The following is a 24,229-nucleotide window of genomic DNA, read 5'->3' as shown; positions in this document are numbered from 1 at the left end:
TAAAAGTTATGCCTGAAAAATCTAAAGATATCGAAGAAACCATATTTGATCCATTGGCATCAAAGGCAGAACGTTATGAAAAAGGCGCTTTGATCAGAAAAAAAGTGCCTTTGTCAAAACATCAGGAATGGAATTCGTTTACTAATCGAAAAGATCCTGTAGACATTTTGATTGAGACCAGTATAGGAAGAGTTGAAAGTCTCTTGCCTATTCGATACAGAAGAATGATGGAATCGCCTTTTTCATTTTACAGAGGAGCTGCAGCGATTATGGCCGCAGACTTGGCCCATACGCCCGTATCGGGAATAAACCTTCAACTTTGCGGTGATTGCCATTTAATGAATTTCGGCGGATTTGCAACTCCTGAACGCAAATTGGTTTTTGATATTAATGATTTTGACGAAACATTTCCAGGCCCTTGGGAATGGGATGTGAAAAGATTGGCAGCCAGTTTTGTCATTGCAGGACAATGGCGAAAATTCTCCAACAAAAACGGTAAACAATTTGCTTGGAATGTTGCAGATAGCTACAAACGGCACATGCTGGATTACAGTAAATTATCTGCCCTTCAGATTTGGTATGCCGATATTGATTTTGCAGAAATGATTGAGTTAGGAAAAGACAAAGAGCTCAAAGAATTTCATCATAAAAGAATAAAAAAGGCTTCAGAATATACGGCTCATGAAAAAGAGTTTGCAAAGATGACTTATTTTGATGGGGCCAGAGCCCGCATAAAAGATGATCAGCCTTTGATATTTCATCCTAGCGGAGATCTTGAAAAGCAAATTAATAAAGAAGGCGAGATTATTCATAAAAGATATGTCGAATCGCTATCAGAAGATAAACAGATTTTGTTAAGCCGATATAGAATTCATGATATAGCCATAAAAGTAGTGGGTGTAGGAAGTGTTGGAACCCTTTGCGGTATCAGCTTATTAATGTCTGCTACAGGAGAACCTATTTTTTTGCAATTTAAAGAAGCCAGAAAAAGCGTATTAGAAGAAAATGTAAAAATTAAAGGAAAATATAAGCATCAGGGCGAACGCATTGTTATGGGACAAAAACTGATGCAATCGGCGTCTGATATGTTTCTAGGCTGGACAAATGACAGCACAGGTAAGTTCTTCTACATTCGACAGCTTAGAGATGCCAAAATAAAACCAATTCTCGAAATTATGAAGCCCAAAAATATGGCAGATTACGCCAAAGCTTGCGGATGGGCACTGGCAAGAGCTCATGCGCGTTCGGGAGATCCTTCTTTAATTTCGGGTTATATTGGAGATACAGACGAATTTGCCGATGCAATTGCTGAGTTTTCGATGCTGTATGCCCATCAAAACGAATTGGATTACCAAAAAATGCTGGAAGCAATAAAACACGGAAAATTGCCTGTAGCGCCAGAAATTTAATTTTTTTCTTAATAGAAAAAAGTATTGTAGCCGTACAGAGTAAATAGAATAAAAAAACAAAATCTTGAAGCCAAAAAGCCACGAAAACAAAGGCGTAAGATTTTATTTATTTAATAGTGTTAATTAAATAAAATAATTTATCTTTGAGAGTGATCTAAGTGATTGTTTAATAGTGATTTGTGCTGTATGAAACAATTATTATGATTAAGCCCCCTCCGTTCAAGATTTTTACGATTTTAATAGATTCGAGTTAAACTGATTTAATTATTAATTTAATAAATACCACAACATGAATATTAAAAGAACAAATCTTCGCATAATCCCAATTCTATTCTTGGGCTTGTTTTACAGCTGTTCTCCAACTGTAAAAGTGACAACAGATTATGATCATGCGGCTAACTTCAGCGAATACAAAACATTTGCCGTTTACGATTTAAAAGCACAGCAAGGTCAGGTTAATCAGCTGAATGTTGACCGTGTTACCAAAGCAATTAGAAACGAAATGCTGGCAAAAGGATTTACAGAATCCAGCACTCCAGATTTAAAGGTTAATGCCGTTTCTATCTTAAAAAACAAAACTTCTGTTAGTGCCAATACCGATTTTTACGGATACGGAGGAATGTACCGCCCTTACGGTTATTGGGGAGGCGGAGCTATGATGGGAGGTGCCAATACAACATTTAATACCTACGATTATGTTGATGGCTCACTGGTAATAGACATCGTATCTACAAAAACAGATAAGTTGGTTTGGCAGGGAATCGGAAATGCTGAAATAGACAGCAAACCAGATAATCCAGAAGAATTTATTAATAGTTCTATCCAAAAAATACTAGCTGGTTTCCCTCCGGGAGCCGTTAAAAAATAATGAAACAAATAAAGTTTTGTACTTGCCATTTTCGGCAAGTACAGGCTTTACTCTTGTAGCCCCTTTTCGCATTCTATTTTTAAGATAATAATACCACACTAATAAACTTAAAAAATGATCGATATACTACTCTCCCTTTTCTTTTTTGTAGCCACAATTGCTGGACTCGCAACCTCAATTATGGTTTTATTTTCCAGAAAAAACTATTCTAAAAGCTTCTTTTTGGGTATGTTTTTACTGAGCCTGGCGGTAGTAAGTATCTACAATTTTTATTTGTCGGCCAATTTATTTAAAAATTTCCCAGATCTCTTTACTATCACAAAAGCGTTTATATTTTTAACCGCTCCATGCTCATTTTTGTATGTTAGAAACATTTTATCATTAAATAAAAGTTTCAGAAAATACGATTGGCTTCACTTTATGCCATTCATTATTTATTTCTTTTTAACGCTGATTGTTTATGTTGGAAGTTACACTGATATAAAAGCGGTCGATTATATTGCAGGACTAATCAAAAATCCATTTTCTGTTTTAACGTTGACAATTTGGCTTTTCTATGTCTTTTTTCAAACCATGTTGATTTTAAACTATGATCTGAAAAAATTTAAAGGAAACCAATTTCATCACAATAAAGTAATCAATTGGATTAGAGTGTATAATCTCATGATTTTGTTCTTGTTTTCGGCGCTTTTTGTTCATCATTTTTTACTTCAAAAAGTAGACGCATCAGATCTTTCCTGTTATGTGCTAATTTCTTCCGTATTATTTTTTACAGTTGGCTGGCTTTATTTCAGACCGCAGATTTTTCATGATGAAGAAGAAACATTCGATTTTGTGGTTGATAATACATTAGTAGTAAAAACCAAAGAAATCAAGACTACGATTCCAATAGTAAACGAATTGCCTCTAGAAAAAAGAGAAGAATACCTTTTGAAATTAGATTATGTTTTAAATTCTAAAAACCTATTCTTAAAAAAGGATTTCGTAATCAGGGATTTGTCTGACGAGACGGGAATATCAGTGCACCATTTGTCTAATTTGATTAATTCTGAATTTGGTCTTCATTTTCAAGACTATGTAAATCTTAAACGAATTGAATATTTTAAAGATAAAATAAACGATCCCGAATGGAAAGATTTATCATTAGAAGGCATGGCTTGGGGTTCTGGTTTTAAATCTAGAACAACTTGTTTTAGAGCGTTTATAAAACACACCGGAAAATCTCCTTCAGAATATTTTAAAACGATTAGAATTAATCCTGATCGTTCAGAAGCTTATTATTTTAAGTAAAGTTCTTTCCTCATAAATTAAATAGTTCAGAGCCTTAATTCATTCAAAATATTCCATCATGAAAGCAAAAATTAATGATTCGGAAAAAATAGCGCAATCGGTTTTAACCATTATGCTGCTATTGATTTCTTTTTATAGTAATGCACAATTAAAAGGAGCTCACATTTTGGGTTCTATGGGGCTACAGTCTGGGACACAAGCTCCAGAAAATACTTTGAGCGTGTACATTCCAGGCTATATTTACAGCGCATCATCTTTGCGAAATAGCGACGGAGACAAAGTAGGAGATCCAAATCTTACCATGTTTCTTACTGGTGTTGGTGCCAATTTTGTCAGCGATTTCAAAATTTTGGGAGCCAATTATGGGGCTACGCTTTTAATAGCAGGAGCTTCAAACACTATTCAAGGCAGTTATATTGACTCCAAAAGCGATTTTGCTTTTACAGACATGTACATACAGCCAATCCAGTTAGGCTGGCACAACAAAAGAGCCGATTTTGTTTTTAGCTATCAAATGTTTCTTCCAACAGGAAAATATGAAGCAGGAGGCAGTGATAATAGCGGTTTAGGAATGTTTGTAAACGAATTCTCAGGAGGAACAACATTGTTTTTTAATGATAAAAAAACATTTCATTTCTCGGCATTGGCCTCTTATGAAATCAATGGAAAGAAAAAAGATACCGACATCAAAACTGGAGATATCCTAAGCATTGAAGGTGGTTTAGGAAAAACATTTTATTGCATGAATGCCGAAAAAACAGCTCCAAAAGGAATATTAAATGCTGGTTTAATTTATTATCTGCAATACAAACTGTCAGATGATGAAATTCCGGTAGGGAATATTTTTGTAATTGAGCCAGACAAAGATCATGTCAATGCACTAGGAGCAGAGGTTAACTATCTGCATATTGGCAGTATGACGAATGTTGGTTTTAGATGGCTTGGAGAAATAAATGCAGAAAATAGATTTCAGGGAAATACTTTTTTTATCACGCTGGCACACGTTTTCAGTCTGAAGAAAAAATAATTTACAGACTTGCATTTTTGAAGGCTTAGAGTTTTAAGAATGAATTACAAACGATTTAGATTCTTTATGAAAAACAGAAAACCATCACAAAAAATCATTCTTTTTTTACTCCTATCTCTTTGGTCGTTTAACTTTACAAACGCACAAAAATATCATATAAGTGTAAAAGACTCTCTAGATGGCGCTTTCGATTTAAGCGATTATATTATTTATGCACACGGTTTTATTGTCGTTCCAACCATTATTACAGAACCCGCTTTAGGAGGAATTGGCGGAGCAGTAGTTCCGATTTTCTTAAAAAAACACGCGCCGGTTGTAGACGAAAACGGTAAAAAACGCTTTATAAACCCCGACATAACAGGAGGAATGGGAATGTACACCGGAAACAAAAGCTGGATGACTGGAGTTTTTCGTTCTTCAACACTTATAAAACCTAGAATCTTATACCGAGTTATGGCAGGTTACGGCGATGTAAACTTATCGTTTTATGCCAACAATATTCCCAAAGCAAACGATCAGGAATTTAAACTCAATTTTAGATCGACCATTTTTTATACCCAATGGCTCAAACAGTTCAGAAATGCAAAATGGAGCGCAGGACCGCAATATTTGTTTTTAAATTCTAAAATAAATCTGCCCGATGTAAGCCTTCCGCCGCCTTTTGTAAATCCAAAAGACATTAAAAGCACCATAAGTCAGTTTGGTGGCGCCATTCAGTTTGATGGACGCGATAATATATTTACGCCAGATAAAGGAATAAGGATTCAGTCCGACTTTTTCTGGTCAGATAATGTACTCGGAAGCGATTACGATGCTTGGCGAATAAACTTATCGGCAATTGGATATTATCCGTTGGCGAAAACATTAATTGGCGGACTTAGGATAGAAGGAGAGCAGGCGTTGGGGAGTCCGCCTTTTTATCTAAAACCAGGAATCAATTTGCGAGGAATTCCTGCGGCGAGATATATGGGAAACACCAGTATTGTGACCGAAGCCGAATTGCGCTGGGATTTCTACCGTCGATGGAGTATTATGGGATTTGGAGGACTTGCAAGCGCGTTTAACGACTGGGACAAAGCTTTTGCAAAACCCGTGGTGTACAGCTACGGAACAGGTTTTAGATACCTTGTTGCTCGAAAGTTTAAACTCCGAATGGGTGTAGATGTTGCCCGCGGACCAGAAGACTGGGCGTACTATATCGTTTTTGGAAGCAACTGGCTGCGATAACTAAAAAAGCAAAAAACTTGTAAGAAGTTAATTTATAAAAAATTATACTCAAAAAGCCTCTGTAAAGCATTACGGAGGCTTTTTGTATTAAATGTCCTAATAATCAGAGTCATTAAGAAAACATTAACAACTAAACATAACACAAATTGTATAATATTTAATTGTTTTGTAACAAATTGGAAACATTGGCGACTAATTTTGTTAAATCTTAAACATAAATTATGAATACATTTTCATTCAAATCAGTGTTTGCCGCTTCGGTATTTTTAGCTGGAACTGCAGGCTGTTTTGCGCAAGACGTATTAGTAAATTCACTAAAACTAAACGCAAGCGACAAAAGTAAAGAGAACTTCAAATTTACAGAAGTAATTAACTTAGGAACAACATCGGTAAAAAACCAAGGTTCATCTGGAACTTGCTGGAGTTATGCTTCAAACTCATTCTTAGAGTCAGAAATGATTCGTTTAGGAAAACAGCCGGTAGAGCTATCTCAGATTTATTCTGCAAGAAATGTGTATGTTGACAAAGGAGAAAACTACGTTCGTATGCACGGCGCGATTACGCTTGGAGACGGAGGAGCTTTGCACGATGTAATCAATATGTACAAAAAATACGGAACTGTGCCGAGAGAAGTTTACACGGGATTAAACTACGGAACAGACAAAAATAAATTTGCTGAAATGGGCGCTTTAATCGAAGGATTTTTGACGGCTGTTGTGAAGAATCCGAACGGAGAATTGACTCCAACTTGGAAAAAAGCTTACGCAGCAATGATCGATTCTTATTTAGGAAAAGCTCCAGAAAACTTTACATACAAAGGGAAAAACTATACGCCACAATCTTTTGCAAAAGAAATGGTTGGAATTAACCCAGATGAGTACGTAGAAATGTCTTCTTACAACAATGTGCCTTACTACCAAAAAACAACGATGATGGTGCCAGACAACTGGTCACTAGATCAAGTTTACAACGTAAAAATTAATGACATGACAGATGTTATCGACAATGCGTTGAAAAAAGGATACACTGTGGCGTGGGCAACAGACGTGAGCGAGAAAACGTTCAGCTGGAAAAACGGTGTGGCGTATGTAGCGACTAAAAAATTCGACGATATGACTGCAGAAGAAAAAGCAGACTTATTTAACGGACCAAAAGCTGAACCAGAAATTACTCCAGAAATGCGTCAAGCAGCGTTTGATAACTACACTACTACAGACGACCACGGAATGCACATTATTGGTCTTGCAAAAGATCAAACGGGTAAAGAATATTATATCGTAAAAAACTCTTGGGGAGAAACAAACGACTACAAAGGTTTCTTGTTTGTAACTAAGAATTTCGTAAAATATAAAACTACTGCTCTTCTAGTAAACAAAGGAGGAATTCCTACTGAAATTGCTAAGAAATTAGGGGTTTAATTTTATTAGACTTTTGAAATAGAAAAGCGCCGTGATCTTTTTGATTACGGCGATTTTTTTATTGATAGTTTTTTTACTTACAAAATATTGATATTGATAAATATTTTTACAAATTTGTCTTACTAATAAAATAACTTCTCAATGCAAATTAAATTAAATAGCTCAAAATTAGATTTTGCAATAGATAATAAGAAAATATTTCAAAATCTATTTGATTTTAATTTGGGTTCTGCTATAACAGAAATTTTAGACATTAATACGAGTTTAGAAAACAAAGCTTTTTATTTACTTTACAATGTAACCAAAATAACAAATACCCAACTTTCTAAAAAGTTAGATCAAAAAAAGCTTGATACTGCTGTGGATTTAGTAGTTATTTTTCAAAATTTAGAATACGAATGGAAAAAATATTTTGAAGAAGAGATAACCTTAACTAAAGATTTTTTTGAAAATATCTTACAATACAGTCCAAAGTATTTAACTAGTTCATTTACTCTTTTTGAAAAGTATCTTAAAATATTAGATATACAGATTCCGTATAATTTTTGTTATGATTATTATTTGGTTTTTAGGGAAAATCTTTACAAAGAATTTGAGAATAATAAAGAAAAGTATGTAGATCTGGTTTCTTTTTTTAATAACCCTGTTTATGATCAAAATGATAAATTAGGAAATCAAATTAATCATTATTTATACATTAAAAAATTTTACACAAATACCTTACAGTCTAATATTGGTGAGGCTAAAGAAGCTCTAAAAGATTTATATATTGAACCTAACTTCACTATATATAGGCAAAATGTTAGTGGTAGAATATATGGGAGCGATCAATTTATTAATCCGAAAACAGCAATAGATGTACATTCATTTTTTAATGATTTTTTTTTAGAAGGGAAGCAATTTCCTCAATTTAAAGAGAATTATAATATGATTTTTGTACTTGGCCAACCTGGTCAAGGTAAGACATCGTTTTGCTATCGATTAATTTATGATGTTTTAGAAAAGTCTTTTGGGTTGCCCAGTACGCCTCTTTACTTTATTAAAATTAGGGACTTAAATGCGAGAGATTTTATCGATAAAACTTTTGATACTATAAATGAGGCTATATCTCAGAATATTGATTTTAATAATGATTGTTGCAATTTAATATTGGATGGATTAGATGAAGCTTACATGAGTGGAGGTTTGTCAAATTTAGATCTAAAAAACTTATATGGGAGATTAAATAAAACAACGAAATATAATAGAAAATTTAAAATTATTCTGACATCTAGGTTAAATTATTTAGATGTTAATGATCCCAGTGTTGATGAAACATTGGTAATTAAATTAGATGATTTAAGTGATCAAAAAATAAGTCAATATGTTAAAAAGTTTAAAAATTTCTATCCTGAAAACATTCTTATTAATAAGATCAAATTAATTCTAACAAAACCCGAATTTATTCATATAAAGGAATTGATTCAACAACCGGTTTTAATGTATTTTATTGCGCTTTCAAATATCGACATAAAAGAAAATGATAATAAATCTAACATTTATAGCAAAATTTTTGATTCTTTAGCTGAACGAAGTTGGGATAATAATGGACAATTGCATTACATAAAGCCAGAGTTGAAAAAGGATTCTAAAAAATATAGTAAATATTTACGACAATATATTAGAAATATTGCATTTGAGATTTTTCAATCTCCTAATTTATATATTTCAATAAAAAAACTCCATGAATTAGAAGCTACAAAACAGTTTATAGAAAAATGCTTAAACAATGATATTACAAATGAATCAAAACGAATAAAAGAGATCAGTAAATATTTGTTAATAAGTTTTTATTTTCAGAATTCTAATAAAACTCACGATGAAGATACTGCCATAGAATTTTTTCATAATTCTTTATGGGAATTTTTAACAGCTGAATATATTTGGGAAGAAATTAAAAGAATTGTATTAAATGCTGATGAGGACGGTGATTTAAAAGCAATAACTATAGAGGAATATTTTAATATTCTAAAAAAAATGATTGGTAATAAAAACATTAACAAGGAGATTGTCAATAATTTACAAAACATTATTACTAATGATAATTTTGACATTCAAGCAAAAGTAATGAAACAAACTGAAAATGTTTTTTATAAACTTATTGAAAAAGATATATTACTAACTTATGACTGGAGAAATGAACAACTAACTGCGAAAGAGAAAAGTAAAGAGATTTTTGATCTTATGTGGGTTTTATTTTATTCGTTAACTGATAGTTTAAAGTTTAGAGTTAAAACCACTAGTAAATTAAATGAACTTATTTTTGCTATTGATTCAACTTTGGATTATTACAAGGAAATAAAGAATATTGAATTTAGGGAATATTGTTTTATATCACAGTTTTTTTCGGGATTTAAAATTAATAATTTGATTTTTAAAATGAAAGGCCATGTCGTATTGCATTTAAAAGATAATAAAATTGAAAATACTCTATTTAAAATGTATCATTTGAATGCTAAGATACATGGTAATAGTTTTGAAAATGTTACTTTTAAAAATATCAATTTAAGTGATGCTAAATTTTTGAATAATAAATTTGTTGACTGTAAATTTTTAAATGTTCAGTTCGATAACAAAAGTTTATTCGATGAAATTTTAGAGAGTAATGAATTTGATTCTAAATTTAGTAAAACTCATAAATTGTTTACAAGAACTGAAAGTTTAGACGATGAAATAATATCATATTATATTTTGGATGAGATTAAAGATTAATTTGAAATAATAAAATTATTTAGAATTATTATTAAACCATTTTGTGCAATCCCTACTTCCCCTTCAACAACCTCTCTAAATACTCCACTTTTTCTTTCTCCGCCAAAACCAAACGCTCATAAAGTTCCACAATTTTATCAATTGGGTTGAAAGTGCATTCTAGTGCATTTGCATTAACAATACTATCAGTTATATCGTTGTCATATACATTGTTGAAGTAATTAACAACACCTTCATCTGAAAAGCTTTTTATTGATTCAGATGAAACACCTAAAGCTTCCGCAATTTTCGTCAGTTTTTCATCATCAACCGTTTCGCTTCCTTCAATAGTAGAAACATACTGTTGGCTTACACCAATAGCAATAGCAAGTGCTTCTTGTTTCATTCCTCTAAGCTCTCTAATACGGCTTATGTTTCTTCCGATATGTTTTGGTTTTGTTGCTGTGCTCATACTTCAAAGATATTAAAAATCCGTAAAAATTAGGAATATAGTAAAATACAATCTTTCGCTGGTGCAATACAATCCGATGTATTTTGCTGTAATGCATTCTATTGTTTATTTCGCTAAAACAAAAATACAATTTTTCGTACAATAATTATTTAAAACCAAAACCAGAAATAAACGCCATGAAAACAGAAAACGAAAACAGCGAAAGTCAAAACAAAATCCTAGAATCTTTATCTAAATTCGTCTCAGACATTTGTTTCGACGGAGAATTTAGAAACCATCCCGAACACTTAACCGAAATTTTCGAATACCTACTCGAAACAGAATCGGGAAACAGTCTCCCGTTGCGAATTAAAATGTTAAGCTGTATTCGAACCAGTAAAATGCTGGCTAAAACCTTAGAACCATTTTCAGATCAAGAAATCGAAAAAGCCTGCGTTCAAATGCTGCATTCGTAAAAAGAAGTACTTTATCGTATTTATGAGTAAGTTGTAGTGAGAATAAAGCTAACTAGTAGAAAATGAGTAACTTTAATGTGAGTTTTTTAATTGGAGCATTAATTTTATTCAAAAATCATGAAAAAGTATGAAGCAGTTATGGTTACACTTGCGTTCGTATTTTCTCTCGGCTGTTTTGCCCAGAGCACAAATGATGCCTCTGCGTCTCCAGCAATAGGAAAAACGACACTATTGACAGATAATCTTGCTAATAATAGCGATTATGTTATACAATCGTATTATGTAGAAGAGAGAATAAATAAGCTTTTTGGAGGTAGAATAATTACTTACCAAGTTACCAAATTGGACATGGTCGATACTTACGATCTTGGTCCTAATAACACGAGAACAGTAATTCCGAATTACGTAAAAAGAAAACCAAAAGTAGCTCCAAATACAATAGAAGCCAAAGCAACCGTAGCCAATTTGCACGCTGCTGTAGAACCTGTTAAGGTCGAAATCACGGCTCCCGCTCCTACAACTTCAAAATATGTTACGGTTAATATGGTAGACACCTACGAAAAAGTTATTGACAAAGGCTACAAATCTGTCGATATGCTGAAAAAAGTCGCAGACCGCTTTTATTTTGAAGGGAATCTCACCGCAGCAGTTGGCTATTACGAGAAGTTATTTGCTGAAGCCAAAGATCTTGATGTTATTTACTATTACAGATACGCACAGTCTTTAAAATCAATAAACGAAAATGAAAAAGCAGATGCTTTAATGAAGAGGTTCAAAAGTGAAACTTTGAGTATGAAGTAAGTTTTTATTTTAACCGCGATTTTTAACGCAGAGTACGGTGAGATTTTACGCAAAGATCGCTAAGTTATTTTTTAAGCGATATCTAAATATTAAGTTCGCAAAGCTTTGTGTATGGAGTTTTGTGAGCTTTTTTGTTTGCGTTGATTTTTTACCGCAGAGGACGCTGAGATTTGCGCAGAGAGCGCTGAGGTTTTTTGAAGTTAAATCTAAAGATTAAGTTCGCAAAGCTTTGTCTATAGCTTTGTGGGCTTTTTTGTTTGCGTTGATTTTTTACCGCAGAGGACGCTGAGATTTGCGCAGAGTACGCAAAGGTTATTTTGAGTTAAATCTAAAGATTAAGTTCGCAAAGCTATATCCATGAAGCTTTGCGATCTTTTTTTTTATTTTATAGAGATAGTTTGTCATTTCGACGAAGGAGAAATCTTCGCGAGAAACTCGCCAAAGATTTGACATACTTTACGGAGCTACTTACGAAGATTTGTTTCGCCAGTTCGCTATCGCTCGGGTCTCCTTCGTCGAAATGACAAGATTGGGGCGCTTTGTGTTAAAAAGATAGAAGATTTACGCAGAGTACGCTGAGATTTACGCAAAGATCGCAAAGTTATTTTTTAAGCGATATCTAAATATTAAGTTCGCAAAGCTTTATGGACAAAGCTTTGCGAACTCTTACGGCTTCTATTAAGTTAAGAAAAAAATCTTAGCGCTCTTTGCGTAAATCTCAGCGTCCTCTGCGGTAAAAAAACATTGGAATTTGGAATTTTCAGAATTTGAAATTTAGCCAAAAAAAAAGACAATCAATTTGATCGTCTTTTTTTAAGCTCCCCCTCTTGGGCTCGAACCAAGGACCCTCTGATTAACAGTCAGATGCTCTAACCAACTGAGCTAAGGAGGAATCACCTTAAAGGTAAATATGTTTGCTAAAAAAAGTTGCTCCCCCTCTTGGGCTCGAACCAAGGACCCTCTGATTAACAGTCAGATGCTCTAACCAACTGAGCTAAGGAGGAAGTTGTTGCTCTTTTTAGCGAGTGCAAATATAAAACTATTTTTAGTTTCTCAAAAACATTTTCGCTCTTTTTTTGACTTTTTTTTACTTGCCTACAATGGCTTTGTAAATGTCGTTACCGTTAGCAAACAGTAGTAGTGAAATAAGTAAAACAAAACCAACCATTTGCGCATTCTCTAGGAATTTATCGCTCGGTTTTTTGCCACTTACAATTTCGTATAATAAAAACATCACATGTCCGCCATCAAGAGCCGGAATTGGCAATAAATTCATAACTCCAAGCATAATCGACAATAAAGCGGTGATTGACCAGAACACTTCCCAGCTCCAAGAACTTGGAAAAATATTGTAAATCGCCGCAAAACCACCCACTTGTTTGTACGCTTTTGTTTCTGGATTAAAAATCATTTTCAATTGTTTTCCGTAACCTACTAATTGATCTTTTCCTTTTTGAAGACCAACCGGAATAGATTCGAAGAAACCATATTCTTTTTTGCTTATTTTATAGTAGCCTAGTTTTTCTAAAGATTTCATGTCTAAACCACCAGAAAAAACGCCTAAAGTTCCTTCTGGAGAAACTTTTACATTAAGAGGTGTTTCTTTTAAATCACGTAATACAACTGCAGAAATCTCTTTTCCTTTATTTGCAGCTAAGATTGCTTTTGCTTCGTCAAAATATTTAACTTTTTGTCCGTTAAGAGAAAGAATCAAATCTTTTGCTTTTAAATTCTGATTAGGAGATTCTTCTGGAACTTTTCCAATAGCAAAAGGATAACGAATACCTACAAGAAGTCCTTTTTCTGTTTTAGAAAGCTGATCTACAAAATCTGTTGGCATTGTGATAGTTTGCTGTTGCCCGTTTCTTTCAATTAAAACGTGTTTTGCCATGATGATATTCATGTTCATATCACTGTCATAAGCGTCTACTGCTTTTCCGTCAATAGAAACAATTTTATCTCCTGTTTTAAAACCAGCTTTAAGCATAGCAGGATTTTCAATAGCAACACCATCTTTTAAGTCAGCATTGGCGATGTAAGTATCTCCGTAAGCAAATGCCATTCCGATATAAATAATAAAAGCCAATATAAAGTTTACAGTAACCCCACCAAGCATAATAATTAAACGTTGCCAAGCTGGTTTAGTACGAAACTCCCAAGGTTGAGGAGGCAGAGCCATTTGCTCTTTGTCCATACTTTCGTCAATCATTCCAGAAATTTTCACATAACCACCAAGCGGCAGCCATCCGATACCGTATTCTGTTTCTCCGATTTTCTTTTTGAAAAGTGAATATTTAACATCAAAAAACAAGTAAAATTTTTCGACTCTAGTTTTAAACAATTTAGCAGGGATAAAATGCCCTAATTCATGAAGAATAATAAGTAAAGATAAACTCAATAGAAATTGAGAGAGTTTGATAACTATATCCATTTGTTGTTTTTAATTCGTATTTAACGCACAAAAGTAGCGTTTTCTATTTTAATATAAGTACGCAAGATAGTGTTTAAGATTTTAAATGTTTGTTAATTAATAAACATTTCGATTTCTCTTTTTAGCAAGATGCCGTAACTTTACTTTTCAAACACTGCCTTATTCAATTGGTAGTAAAAATTCATAAAAAGTTACAATCTATGGCAACGAAATTATTTTCTCCTCTCACCATAAAAAAAATCACTTTAAAAAATAGAATCGCCATTTCGCCAATGTGCCAGTATTCGGCAATAGACGGATTTGCAAACGATTGGCATCTCGTTCATTTGGGCAGCCGTGCCACTGGCGGCGCTGGATTGATTATTCAGGAAGCTACGGCAGTTTCTCCAGAAGCCAGAATTTCTCCTTCTGATCTTGGAATTTGGAAAGACGAGCATATCGAGAAACTAAAACAAATCAACGCATTTATTGTTTCTCAAAACTCCATTCCCGGAATTCAATTGGCGCATGCTGGCCGAAAAGCAAGTGTTTCGGCTCCTTGGTTGGGAAACAAAAAGTTAGATTTCGCTCAAGGCGGATGGCAAACCGTTGCGCCAAGTGCGATTCCGTATCATGATGACGAACCGTTTTTGCCTGAAGCTTTAGACCAAAACGGAATTCAGAAAGTAATTTCAGATTTCAAAACTGCTACAAAAAGAGTAGTTGAAGCGGGTTATCAAGTGCTAGAAATTCATGCAGCTCATGGTTATTTGCTGCATCAGTTTTTATCGCCTCTAACAAACGCACGAACGGATGAATACGGAGGAAGTTTTGAAAATAGAATTCGTTTTACTTTAGAAATTGTTGAAGCGGTACAATCAGAATGGCCTTCAGATTTGCCGTTATTGGTTCGAATCTCGGCAACCGATTGGGTAGAAAACGGATGGAATCCAGAAGAATCTGTACAGCTTTCTAAAATATTAAAAGAAAAAGGAGTAGATTTAATCGATGTTTCGTCAGGTGGATTGGTTTCGCATCAAAAAATCACATTAGGACCAGGTTATCAGGTCCCTTTTGCAGAAAAAGTAAAACAAGAAGCCAGCATTGCAACAGGCGCGGTCGGATTAATTACAGAAGCGCGTCAGGCAGAAGAAATCTTAAATAAGAATCAGGCCGATTTGATCTTGTTTGCCAGAGAATCTCTGAGAAACCCAAATTTGCCTTTGGACTTTGCTAAAGATTTAGGAGACGATATTCAATGGCCAAAACAATACGAAAGAGCTAAACTTTAATATTTTATTAGCCACGAATTCACGAATTTATTTTAAAATTATAATTCGTGGATTCGTGGCGGAAAAAACAGACTCAGATGCAGAAAATTAAAACAGCATTATTATCATACGGAATGTCGGGAAAAGTTTTCCACGCTCCATTTTTAGATCTTCACGAAGGATTTGAATTATTAGGTTCTTGGGAAAGAAGCAAAAAATTAATCCAAGAAGATTATCCATACGTAAAAAGTTACGCTTCGCTAGATGAATTATTAAGCGATGAGGTCGATTTAATAATTGTAAATACGCCCGTAGGAACGCATTACGAATATGCTAAAAAAGTACTTTTGGCAGGAAAACATGCAGTGGTCGAAAAAGCTTTTACAACAACGGCTGCAGAAGCAAAAGAATTGGCGGCAATTGCCAAAGAAAAAGGTTTGAAATTGGCTGTTTTTCAGAATAGAAGATGGGACAGCGATTTTAAAACCATTAAAAAAGTAATCGATGACGGCGTTTTAGGAGATTTAGTCGAAGCAGAATTTCATTTCGACAGATATAATCCGCTGCTAAGTCCAAAAGCGCATAAAGAAACCGCAAATGATGGAGCAGGAGTCTTAAAAGATTTAGGTCCTCATATTATCGATCAGGCTATAAGTCTTTTTGGCTGTCCGAAAGCTGTTTTTGGAGACATTCGCGTAACCAGAGAAAATTCTGTTGTAGACGATTGGATCGATTTATCTTTGTTTTATTCTAATTTCAGAGTCCGCCTAAAAGCTGGTTTTTTTGTGCGCGAAGCCCATCCAGCGTACACGATTCACGGTAGAAAAGGTTCTTTCTTAAAACCGCGTGGAGATGTTCAGGAAGACGATTTGAAAGTGGGTAAAAAGCCAAACCGAGAATCTTGGGGAACAGAAGATGAAAACCTTCAAGGACTTTTGCATACCGAAATTGACGGCAAAATTGTGAGAGAAAAAATACCAACGCTTCAAGGCAATTATTTCAGTTTCTTCGATGGCGTTTATGATTCGATTGTAAACGATAAAAAAGAGCCCGTTACCGCAGACGAAGGCGTAAAAGTAATGCAGGTTATAGAAGCCGCAATTGCAAGTAATGCACAGCAGAAAGTAATAAGCATATCATAGAGATGCGCATCTGAAAAGGTTAGTTTTTATTTTGTAAGCTTCGGAGAAGCGAAATATTTATAGTAGAGAATAAGATTACCATATTAAAGCTCCAGCGGAGCGATATATTTTTATAATCTATAATATATGTCGCTCCGCTGGAGCTTTTTTCATTTGTTTATTTGCTTAGAAACTTAGTAGCTTAGAGGCTTAGCATCTTAAAAAATTGTAATTTTAATAAACCGAATTCAACTGAAAATCTTTGAATTTATAAACAATAACGTTGTATATTGTGCATAACCTTAGGCTTTATGCACTTTAACGAGCGTTTTTAGTATTTTTGAACACATTCCAATACAAATTCAATATGCTGTTAAATTTTAACCCATTAGCGCTTTTTCAGACCAAAGCAAAAATCAAGAAAGTATTTAGAGAGGCTAAAGCTTCGTATTTAAATAGAATTCGTTTTGCTGTTGGAATGTTTTATTTCGGAATGGGTTTGAGTTTTGCCACATGGGCCAGCCGAATTCCAGATATCAAAACCACTTTGCATTTAACAGAAGGAGACTTGGGATCCATTTTGTTTGCGCTTCCGGTCGGACAGCTGATTGTGATGCCATTTTCGGGAAAAATGGTAACCAAATTCGGCAGCCATCGTATTCTGATTTTCTCTTTAATTATGTATGTTTTGTGCTTAATCAATTTAGGATTGGCAACAACATCATTACAATTATCCTTAGGATTATTTTTGTTTGGAGTTTTCGGAAATCTTGCCAATATTGCCGTAAACACACAAGGCGTTTATACCGAAGTTTTGTTCAAAAAAACAATCATGTCTTCTTTTCATGGCATGTGGAGTTTTGCTGGATTTACTGGTGCACTGGTAGGTTTAGGAATGTTAGCTTTAAAATTAAGTCCGCTGCATCATTTTATGATTGTAGCCGGAATTGTTTTATTGATGGTGGCTTTTAACTTCAAATTTTTAGTTAGAGCCAAAGAAAAAAAGAAACCAAAAGAAGAAGGCAAAAAGCTATTTGTAAAACCAGATACCGCCTTGCTTTGGCTTGGAGTAATCGGATTTTGCAGTATGGCAAGCGAAGGTGTTATGTTTGACTGGAGCGGTGTTTACTTTAAAGATATTGTAAAAGCGCCTGGACCATTGGTGGTTTTGGGTTATACATCTTTTATGATTATGATGGCCAGCGGAAGATTTTTGGGCGACGGCTTAATCAATAAATTTGGGCGCGAACGTGTTATGCAGATTAGCGGTGTCATGATTTCAGCAGGACTTTTTACGGCAGTTTTTCTTCCTTATATTATTCCGTGTACAATTGCCTTTATGTTTGTAGGTTTGGGCGTTGCAACCATTGTTCCTACCGTATATAGTATTGCAGGAAAAAATCCAACCGTGCCAGCGGGCGAAGCGTTAACGATTGTTTCGAGTGTAAGTTTCTTAGGTTTCTTAATGGGGCCTCCAGTAATTGGACATATTGCACAAAGTTTCGGATTGCAGTTTTCTTTTGCCTTTATCGGAATATTTGGGGTTCTTATTGCTTTTATGGTTTCTAAAATTAGAAGTTAATCCTAATTAAAAATTACTAGAATTTAATAAAACCTAAATAAATTTGTAGGAATTTATTTGTTTTTAAATATTTTTGCTACATTTGAATTCAAGAAAAGGCTTGGATTCTAAGCGTTCTTTTTTTCCAAAAACCAATTTTATCTTTTGAAGAATTATTTCAAAATAAATTGGATTTTTAATGGTAAAAAAATACGCAGTCTTCTTTATTGTATCGTTTTTCAATTTTGCTTTTTCGCAAAAAGAAATTATTGTATCAGGAATTGTTATCGATGCCCGAACGCAAAATCCGTTAGAAAATGTAGTGGTTACGATACAAAACACCGCCGTGATGCAGCTCACGTCAAAAACAGGGAAATTTGAACTTCATATATTTCCTAAAAAAGAACAATTGCTTTTATTGAGAAATCAAGGATATAAAGATTTCCTTTTAAAAGTGCAGTCCAATTCAGGACAAGACATAAATCTCGGAATTTTACAATTAGAAGATACGTATTCAGATGAAGTTCCAGCGGCATTGATTACGCTGTCAGATAATGATTTTTCAGATGACAACAGTTCGTCTGAAATGACCTCTGGACTTTTACAGTCTTCAAAAGATGCTTTCATGCAGGCATCGGCTTTCAATTGGGGACAAGCCCGATTTCGTGTTCGCGGTTTAGATAGTGAAAACGCCGTCACAATGCTCAACGGAATGCCAATGAATAAAATCTACGACGGCAGACCGCAATGGGGGAATTGGGGAGGTTTAAATAATGTGCTTCGAAATCAGGAATTCTCAGTCGGGACAACAGCTTCGAATTATACTTTTGGAGGCATCTTAGGCACGCAACAGATTTATACCCGCGCTTCTCTGTATCGAAAAGGAGCTTCACTAACTTTTTCTGGAAGCAATACCACTTATTTATGGAGGGCAATTGGCACTTATGCTTCTGGAATGAATGCTGATGGATGGGCTTTTGCCATTTCAGCTGGAAAGAGATGGACAGATGAAGGTTATTTTGAAGGCACAAATTTCGATGCCGATTCTTTTTTTCTTAGTGTAGAAAAGAAATTAAACAAAAAACAGTCCATCAATTTCACGGGATTTTATACGCCAAATTCACGCGGAAAAAATTCCGCCAATACCACTGAGGTTACTGATTTAATGGGCGAAAAATACAATTCGTATTGGGGATTTCAGAATGGAGAAAAACGAAATGCTAGAGTAAAAAACGTCGAAGAGCCACTATTTATGCTCAACCATTATTTTAAAATTGATGATAAAACCAATCTGAACTCGGGAATAATGTATCAGTTCGGAAAAGTAGGAAACAGCAATATTGATTATCAAAATGCTGACAGTCCAGATCCTGTTTATTACAGAAAAATGCCAAGCTATTTTAGTTCGCTTTACGCGAAAGATCAAGGCGAATTTTCGGGCGCGTTTACTCCAGATTATGAAAATGCCGAAAAAAACAAAATAGCTTTTTTAGCAAATCCGCAGATTAATTGGGGCGAAATGTATTTTGCCAATCAGAAGTTTGGTACAGACGGTTATATACCTACGCAAAGCCATTATGTGCTTTACGAAGATCGAACAGATGATCGTACTTTTGCAGCAAATTCAAATCTAAATTCACAGATTACGCCTAATATTTCTTTTGATGGAGGATTTACTTTTAAGAAATTAAAATCACATAATTTTCAATATTTATTAGATCTTCTTGGCGGAGCATATTTCGAAGATATTGATCCATTTTACAAAGGAAATCTTTCGCAGTCCGATTTGCAGCATCCAAATCGACAAGTCGGGAAAGGAGATGTTTACGGATATAATTATAATTTATTGGCCAGTACTTTAGATGTTTTTGCTCAGTTTAAATTTAATTACAACAAAACCGAATTCTTTTTGGCGCAATCTTATTCAATGTCAGATTATCAAAGAGAAGGATTATATCAAAACGGACTTTATCCGACTACTTCATTAGGAAAAAGCGAAAAGGTAAATTTTGAAAATTTTGGTTTCAAAGGCGGTTTCACTTATAAAATTTCAGGAAAACAATTGCTGTTTTTTAATGCTGCACATTTCACTAGAGCGCCTTCACTAAGAAATACATTTTCGAATGCACGTTTAAATAATAACCTAGTTGATGGAATCGAAAGTGAAAATATCACTAGTGCCGAGGCTAATTATGTATACCGTTCGGCAAAACTTAAATTACGTTTAACTGCTTATTATTCGGCAATTAGAAATGCTTCAAAAACTTCTTATTTCTATGCCGAAGGAATTTTTGACAATGGTTCTGGTTACGATCCAACAAATGCATTTGTCAGCCAGACGTTAACAAAACTGGATAAGAAAAACACAGGAGCCGAATTGAGTTTAGAGTGTCAGATTTCATCAACATTAAAAACCACTTTATCTGCTGCATTTGGGAATTATATTTATAGCAGTAATCCTGATGTGACAATTACAAACGATGCCAACAGAGCAAAAGAAGGCGCGCAAACCAACTTTGATTTCGGGCCAGCTTTTTTAAAGAATTACAAACAGCCAGGCACTCCGCAACAAGCCTATTCTTTTGGACTGGAATATCGTGATCCGAAGTTTTGGTGGCTTGGCGCTAATGTCAATTATTTGGCCGAAAGCTATATTGATGTTTCGCCGATTTCTAGAACTTCTCAATTTTATACCAATCCAGCCAATGGTTTTCCGTTTTCTGAAGCGACTTCCGAAAGAGGAAATGAATTATTGAAACAAGAAAAATTTAAGCCAATTACATTGCTAAATTTTAGCGGAGGCAAATCTTGGCGAATTCATAAAAAATACGTCGGACTTTTTGCCAGTGTCAATAATGCTTTGGATTTAATGTATAAAACTGGCGGTTTTGAACAAGCAAGAAACGCCAATTTTAGAGCTCTAAATCAAGATATGTCAAGCGGAACACCATCGTTTGGATCAAGATATTATTATGGTTACGGCCGAACTTATTTTCTAAATCTTACTGTTGGTTTATAAACTGAAAACTTATTCTTATGAAAAAACTAATTTTATTTTTGGCATTATCATTATTATACAGCTGCAGTCAAGAAGTGGAAGTTCCGCAATTAGCTTGCAATCAGCCCAATCTAGAGGTCAATAAAACGGTAGAAAAAGTTTATGAACTTTCGGGAACGACAGCGAAGCAGTATTTGTACGATGATGTAATAGAAGCTTATGTCGTTTCTAGCGATGAAGGGGGGAATTTTTTTAAAACAATCTCATTACAGACAAAAGCAACCCAAAAAGACCCTGCAATAGGTTTTAGTGTTCCTATTGATGCAACCAATACTTATATCGATTATCGTATAGGAAATAAAGTGTTTGTAAAACTTAAAAATCAATTTACAGATTTGTATTATGGTGGTTTAAGAATTGGGAGTTTGTATTTGAGCAACGCTGGAGATCCGACAATTGGAAGGATTTCTCAAAACGAATACAAGAATGTTCTAAACGCTTCGTGTACAAATATCGACGAAAATGAATTGGTAAAATCACTTTCTATTGAAGAAGTACTTTCAGATTCTAAACTCAATACTTTGATTGAATTAAATGATGTTGAGTTTACCGAAGCAGCATTGGGGCGTCATTATTTTGAAGAATCGAATAATATTGGAGGTTCAACCAATTGGTATTTAAGAGATAAAACGGGAAATCAGGTTATTTTTAGGACAAGCTCTTATGCAAAATTTGCAGATCACGCTGTGCCAGAAGGGAGTGGAAAAGTTCGAGGGATTTTAACCAAATTTGGTTCAGATTATCAGTTTATGGTTCGCTATGAAAGTGATATCGTGATGAACGGAAAAAGAAATACGCCATTTTTTTCAGAAGATTTTCAATCGGTTAAAAACAATGTGAATTTTACGCTTCCAGGCTGGAGCAATATTGTGGAGAAAGCAACAAAATTGTGGAAAAGCATGGTATATTCTGGAAATGGATATGCAGAATTTAACACCACAAGCACAACTGCAGCTGAAAATGTGGCTTGGTTGGTTTCGCCTAAAATAAATCTTTCAGGGTATAAAAATGCTGTTCTTTCGTTTAGAAGTGCACAGCATGATTTGAAAATAGACTCACCTTTAAATACTTTGGAAGTATATGTTTCAACCAATTTTGACGGAGCAAGTGTCACCAAAGCAAAATGGACAAAATTAGAAGCAAAAGTGCCGACACTTGCAACGCCTTCTCGCGAGTTTATCAGTTCTGGCGGAATCGATCTTTCTGCTTATTCTGGAAACATACATATTGCATTTAAATACATCGGATCTGGAAAAGACAAAACATTAAATGGCGCTTTTATGGTAGATGATGTTAAAATATTTGGGGAGAAATAAAAAAATATAATATTGTAAAATAATTCTTATATTTGATTTAATAAAATATAAGATATGCTTTACTTAAATACATTTTCTTATAATGATTATCTGACTTATGAAATACTTTCAGGAGATACTCTAGAAAGTGTTTCAAAGAAGTTGGGTATTGAAGTATCAGAATTACGAAGCTATCATAATAGATACTGTCCAGAGGAAGATTCCATACGTAAAGATTTTCCAAGACATCTTAAATATATAATTCTACAATCTCAAGAAGAAAAGCAGGCTAAAGAAGCCCAGCGCGAACCCATACATTTTTCTAATAAAGACTATAAATTACCGTTTCAACCTCAATTACTTAATAAAAAGTATTTAGCAAAATATACTATTAGCAATGGCGATATAAAATATTCTTTAAAAGAAGAATTCACTATAAAATGGTTATCGACTGATCAAAATCAATATTTCTTTTTTGAGATAGATAGAAAATCATTGTATGTTGATGAAGAAATAGAAAAAACAATGGCAGATAAATTAGCAGAAATGACTGCTAAGGTTTTTTATCCGCTCCAAGTTGTTGTTGATTCTAACGGAAGCTACACAGCAATACATAATTTTAATCAAATTAGAAAACGCTGGCCAGAAACTAAAACAGAAGTCCTTAAAGAATTTGAAGGAGAAGCTGTTGAGGAACGGTTAAAAGTGTTTGAAAAAAATATAGCTGATGATGACACTATTGCACAATCTTTTTCTAAAGATTGGTTTTTGCGATCTTTTTTTTCAGGAATACATATTGAATATAAAGAAGATTTAACGATTCAAAATAAAATCCGATTTCCAGTCTCACAAAGAATTGGTGAAGTAGTCTTTGATGTCAAGCAATCTATTCTCCCCGCGGTAGATAAATATAATTTGGTAAATGTAACGCAAACAGGAGTTCTTTTTGATAATAGAAGCAAAGATGATTTTGAAAACAATTTAGATTTTCCAAATATAGATTTAGATGGGAAATCTGAAAAAATGGAAGGAAATTTTGAAGCTTTTTATTTTTTGAATCCAAACACAAACATCATCGATAGCCTTTTTCTAGAATGTGAAATGAAGCTTAATGTACCGCAAAAAATTACAATTGAATTATCTGACAGTAAAGAGGAAGGCAAATTAGCCATTAATTCTCGAGTTAAATTATATGTGCCAACAGATAGAAAGAAAGAAAAAATGGAACGTGAAACAAGATGGCTAACCGTATTAGTTGTTGTAATAATAGCTATTGCTGTTTACGGCATTTTTGAATTCTTTTTTAATAAATAAATTAATATGAGTGAGAAACATAAAGTAGTTCAGGGAGCAGTTTGCAGATGTATTTTGAGTGTACAGCCTGATACCGATATTTTAAAAGTAAAATCGCAATCAAAACATTTTGGGAATGATAAAGAGGGCAAGAAAAAGTTATATGCTTCTACAAAAGATATTGGACAAACATTTGAGAAAAACACTTTTGGAAAATGTACAAAACAGCCTATTGGTGCCGATTTTTTGCCGTGCGTAATTCAGATTACGGAGTGGAAAAATTTTTATGATAAAATAACGCTGAGCAATGGCGGTAAAATAATATTAGAAGACAGTAAAGCCACCTGCCTTATGGGTACGCCAGACAGTATTGAAATTGTTAATCACGGCCAAATTTCTGAGCCAATTGCACAAAATTTTCAGCAGGCAAATCCAGATATACAAAACAGAATCAACCCGTTATTAAACTTAGGCGAAATAGGAAAACCAGATCTAGATTGTAATGGAATAGAACATTGTTAGT

The 24,229-nt window shown here is 34.1% G+C and carries 18 protein-coding genes and 2 tRNA genes; 16 read left to right on the top strand and 4 right to left on the bottom strand.

What is annotated here, in order from left to right; translation table 11 throughout:
• The first annotated feature begins 8 nt into the window (after positions 1-8).
• The 7 genes from ACWA1F_RS02700 (at position 9) to ACWA1F_RS02670 (ending at position 9,990) form a co-directional block, all read left to right on the top strand.
• Positions 9-1,409 carry a DUF2252 domain-containing protein gene (locus tag ACWA1F_RS02700; protein ID WP_456891390.1) on the top strand — a complete coding sequence of 467 codons (1,401 nt, stop codon included), beginning with the start codon at positions 9-11 and terminating at the stop codon, positions 1,407-1,409.
• Positions 1,410-1,698: 289 nt separating this feature from the next.
• On the top strand, positions 1,699-2,277 hold the full coding sequence (locus ACWA1F_RS02695) for a DUF4136 domain-containing protein (protein WP_456891388.1): 579 nt from the start codon (positions 1,699-1,701) through the stop codon (positions 2,275-2,277).
• A 114-nt stretch (positions 2,278-2,391) separates the two neighbouring features.
• Complete coding sequence (locus tag ACWA1F_RS02690; RefSeq protein ID WP_306154442.1) at positions 2,392-3,567, top strand: helix-turn-helix domain-containing protein; 1,176 nt, start codon at positions 2,392-2,394, stop codon at positions 3,565-3,567.
• A 58-nt stretch (positions 3,568-3,625) separates the two neighbouring features.
• A complete protein-coding gene (locus ACWA1F_RS02685; protein ID WP_456891386.1) occupies positions 3,626-4,594 on the top strand; it encodes a SphA family protein in 969 nt (322 codons plus the stop codon).
• Between the two features lie 66 nt (positions 4,595-4,660).
• Positions 4,661-5,821 carry a BamA/TamA family outer membrane protein gene (locus tag ACWA1F_RS02680; protein ID WP_456891384.1) on the top strand — a complete coding sequence of 387 codons (1,161 nt, stop codon included), beginning with the start codon at positions 4,661-4,663 and terminating at the stop codon, positions 5,819-5,821.
• Positions 5,822-6,042: 221 nt separating this feature from the next.
• Positions 6,043-7,239, top strand: coding sequence for a C1 family peptidase (locus tag ACWA1F_RS02675; RefSeq protein ID WP_306154448.1), 1,197 nt, complete (start codon positions 6,043-6,045; stop codon positions 7,237-7,239).
• Positions 7,240-7,380: 141 nt separating this feature from the next.
• Positions 7,381-9,990 carry a hypothetical protein gene (locus ACWA1F_RS02670; RefSeq protein ID WP_456891382.1) on the top strand — a complete coding sequence of 870 codons (2,610 nt, stop codon included), beginning with the start codon at positions 7,381-7,383 and terminating at the stop codon, positions 9,988-9,990.
• Between the two features lie 52 nt (positions 9,991-10,042).
• Here the strand turns inward: ACWA1F_RS02670 and ACWA1F_RS02665 are convergent, their stop codons facing one another.
• The gene (locus ACWA1F_RS02665; RefSeq protein WP_456891380.1) at positions 10,043-10,441 is read right to left on the bottom strand and encodes a helix-turn-helix domain-containing protein; all 399 of its coding nucleotides are present in this window, start codon (positions 10,439-10,441) and stop codon (positions 10,043-10,045) included.
• A 176-nt stretch (positions 10,442-10,617) separates the two neighbouring features.
• On the opposite strand from ACWA1F_RS02665, the gene ACWA1F_RS02660 reads away from it, so the two are divergent.
• A complete protein-coding gene (locus ACWA1F_RS02660; RefSeq protein WP_456891378.1) occupies positions 10,618-10,896 on the top strand; it encodes a hypothetical protein in 279 nt (92 codons plus the stop codon).
• Between the two features lie 117 nt (positions 10,897-11,013).
• Positions 11,014-11,697 (top strand): hypothetical protein, encoded by a 684-nt coding sequence (locus tag ACWA1F_RS02655; protein WP_456891376.1) that lies wholly within the window; start codon positions 11,014-11,016, stop codon positions 11,695-11,697.
• 818 nt (positions 11,698-12,515) lie between these two features.
• Here ACWA1F_RS02655 and ACWA1F_RS02650 read toward each other — a convergent pair.
• From ACWA1F_RS02650 to rseP, 3 genes are all read right to left on the bottom strand, one after another.
• Positions 12,516-12,589, bottom strand: a tRNA-Asn gene (locus ACWA1F_RS02650).
• A gap of 38 nt (positions 12,590-12,627) precedes the next feature.
• Positions 12,628-12,701, bottom strand: a tRNA-Asn gene (locus ACWA1F_RS02645).
• 83 nt (positions 12,702-12,784) lie between these two features.
• Positions 12,785-14,128 (bottom strand): RIP metalloprotease RseP, encoded by a 1,344-nt coding sequence (gene rseP / locus ACWA1F_RS02640; RefSeq protein ID WP_456891375.1) that lies wholly within the window; start codon positions 14,126-14,128, stop codon positions 12,785-12,787.
• Positions 14,129-14,328: 200 nt separating this feature from the next.
• On the opposite strand from rseP, the gene ACWA1F_RS02635 reads away from it, so the two are divergent.
• The 7 genes from ACWA1F_RS02635 to ACWA1F_RS02605 all read left to right on the top strand — a co-directional run bounded on the left by ACWA1F_RS02635 (position 14,329) and on the right by ACWA1F_RS02605 (position 24,228).
• Positions 14,329-15,399 (top strand): NADH:flavin oxidoreductase/NADH oxidase, encoded by a 1,071-nt coding sequence (locus tag ACWA1F_RS02635; RefSeq protein WP_456891373.1) that lies wholly within the window; start codon positions 14,329-14,331, stop codon positions 15,397-15,399.
• Between the two features lie 77 nt (positions 15,400-15,476).
• The gene (locus tag ACWA1F_RS02630; RefSeq protein WP_456891371.1) at positions 15,477-16,520 is read left to right on the top strand and encodes a Gfo/Idh/MocA family oxidoreductase; all 1,044 of its coding nucleotides are present in this window, start codon (positions 15,477-15,479) and stop codon (positions 16,518-16,520) included.
• A 346-nt stretch (positions 16,521-16,866) separates the two neighbouring features.
• On the top strand, positions 16,867-18,081 hold the full coding sequence (locus ACWA1F_RS02625) for an MFS transporter (protein WP_306154467.1): 1,215 nt from the start codon (positions 16,867-16,869) through the stop codon (positions 18,079-18,081).
• A 178-nt stretch (positions 18,082-18,259) separates the two neighbouring features.
• Positions 18,260-21,079 carry a carboxypeptidase-like regulatory domain-containing protein gene (locus ACWA1F_RS02620; protein WP_456891368.1) on the top strand — a complete coding sequence of 940 codons (2,820 nt, stop codon included), beginning with the start codon at positions 18,260-18,262 and terminating at the stop codon, positions 21,077-21,079.
• A 17-nt stretch (positions 21,080-21,096) separates the two neighbouring features.
• Entirely contained in the window at positions 21,097-22,434 is a 1,338-nt protein-coding gene (locus ACWA1F_RS02615; RefSeq protein ID WP_456891366.1) for a DUF5689 domain-containing protein, read from the top strand.
• A gap of 54 nt (positions 22,435-22,488) precedes the next feature.
• A complete protein-coding gene (locus tag ACWA1F_RS02610) occupies positions 22,489-23,727 on the top strand; it encodes a hypothetical protein (protein ID WP_456891364.1) in 1,239 nt (412 codons plus the stop codon).
• A 6-nt stretch (positions 23,728-23,733) separates the two neighbouring features.
• Entirely contained in the window at positions 23,734-24,228 is a 495-nt protein-coding gene (locus ACWA1F_RS02605; protein ID WP_456891363.1) for a DUF4280 domain-containing protein, read from the top strand.
• Position 24,229: the final 1 nt, after the last annotated feature.

The organism is Flavobacterium erigeronis (assembly GCF_054075165.1).
This window is presented reverse-complemented; position numbering and strand designations above follow the sequence as displayed.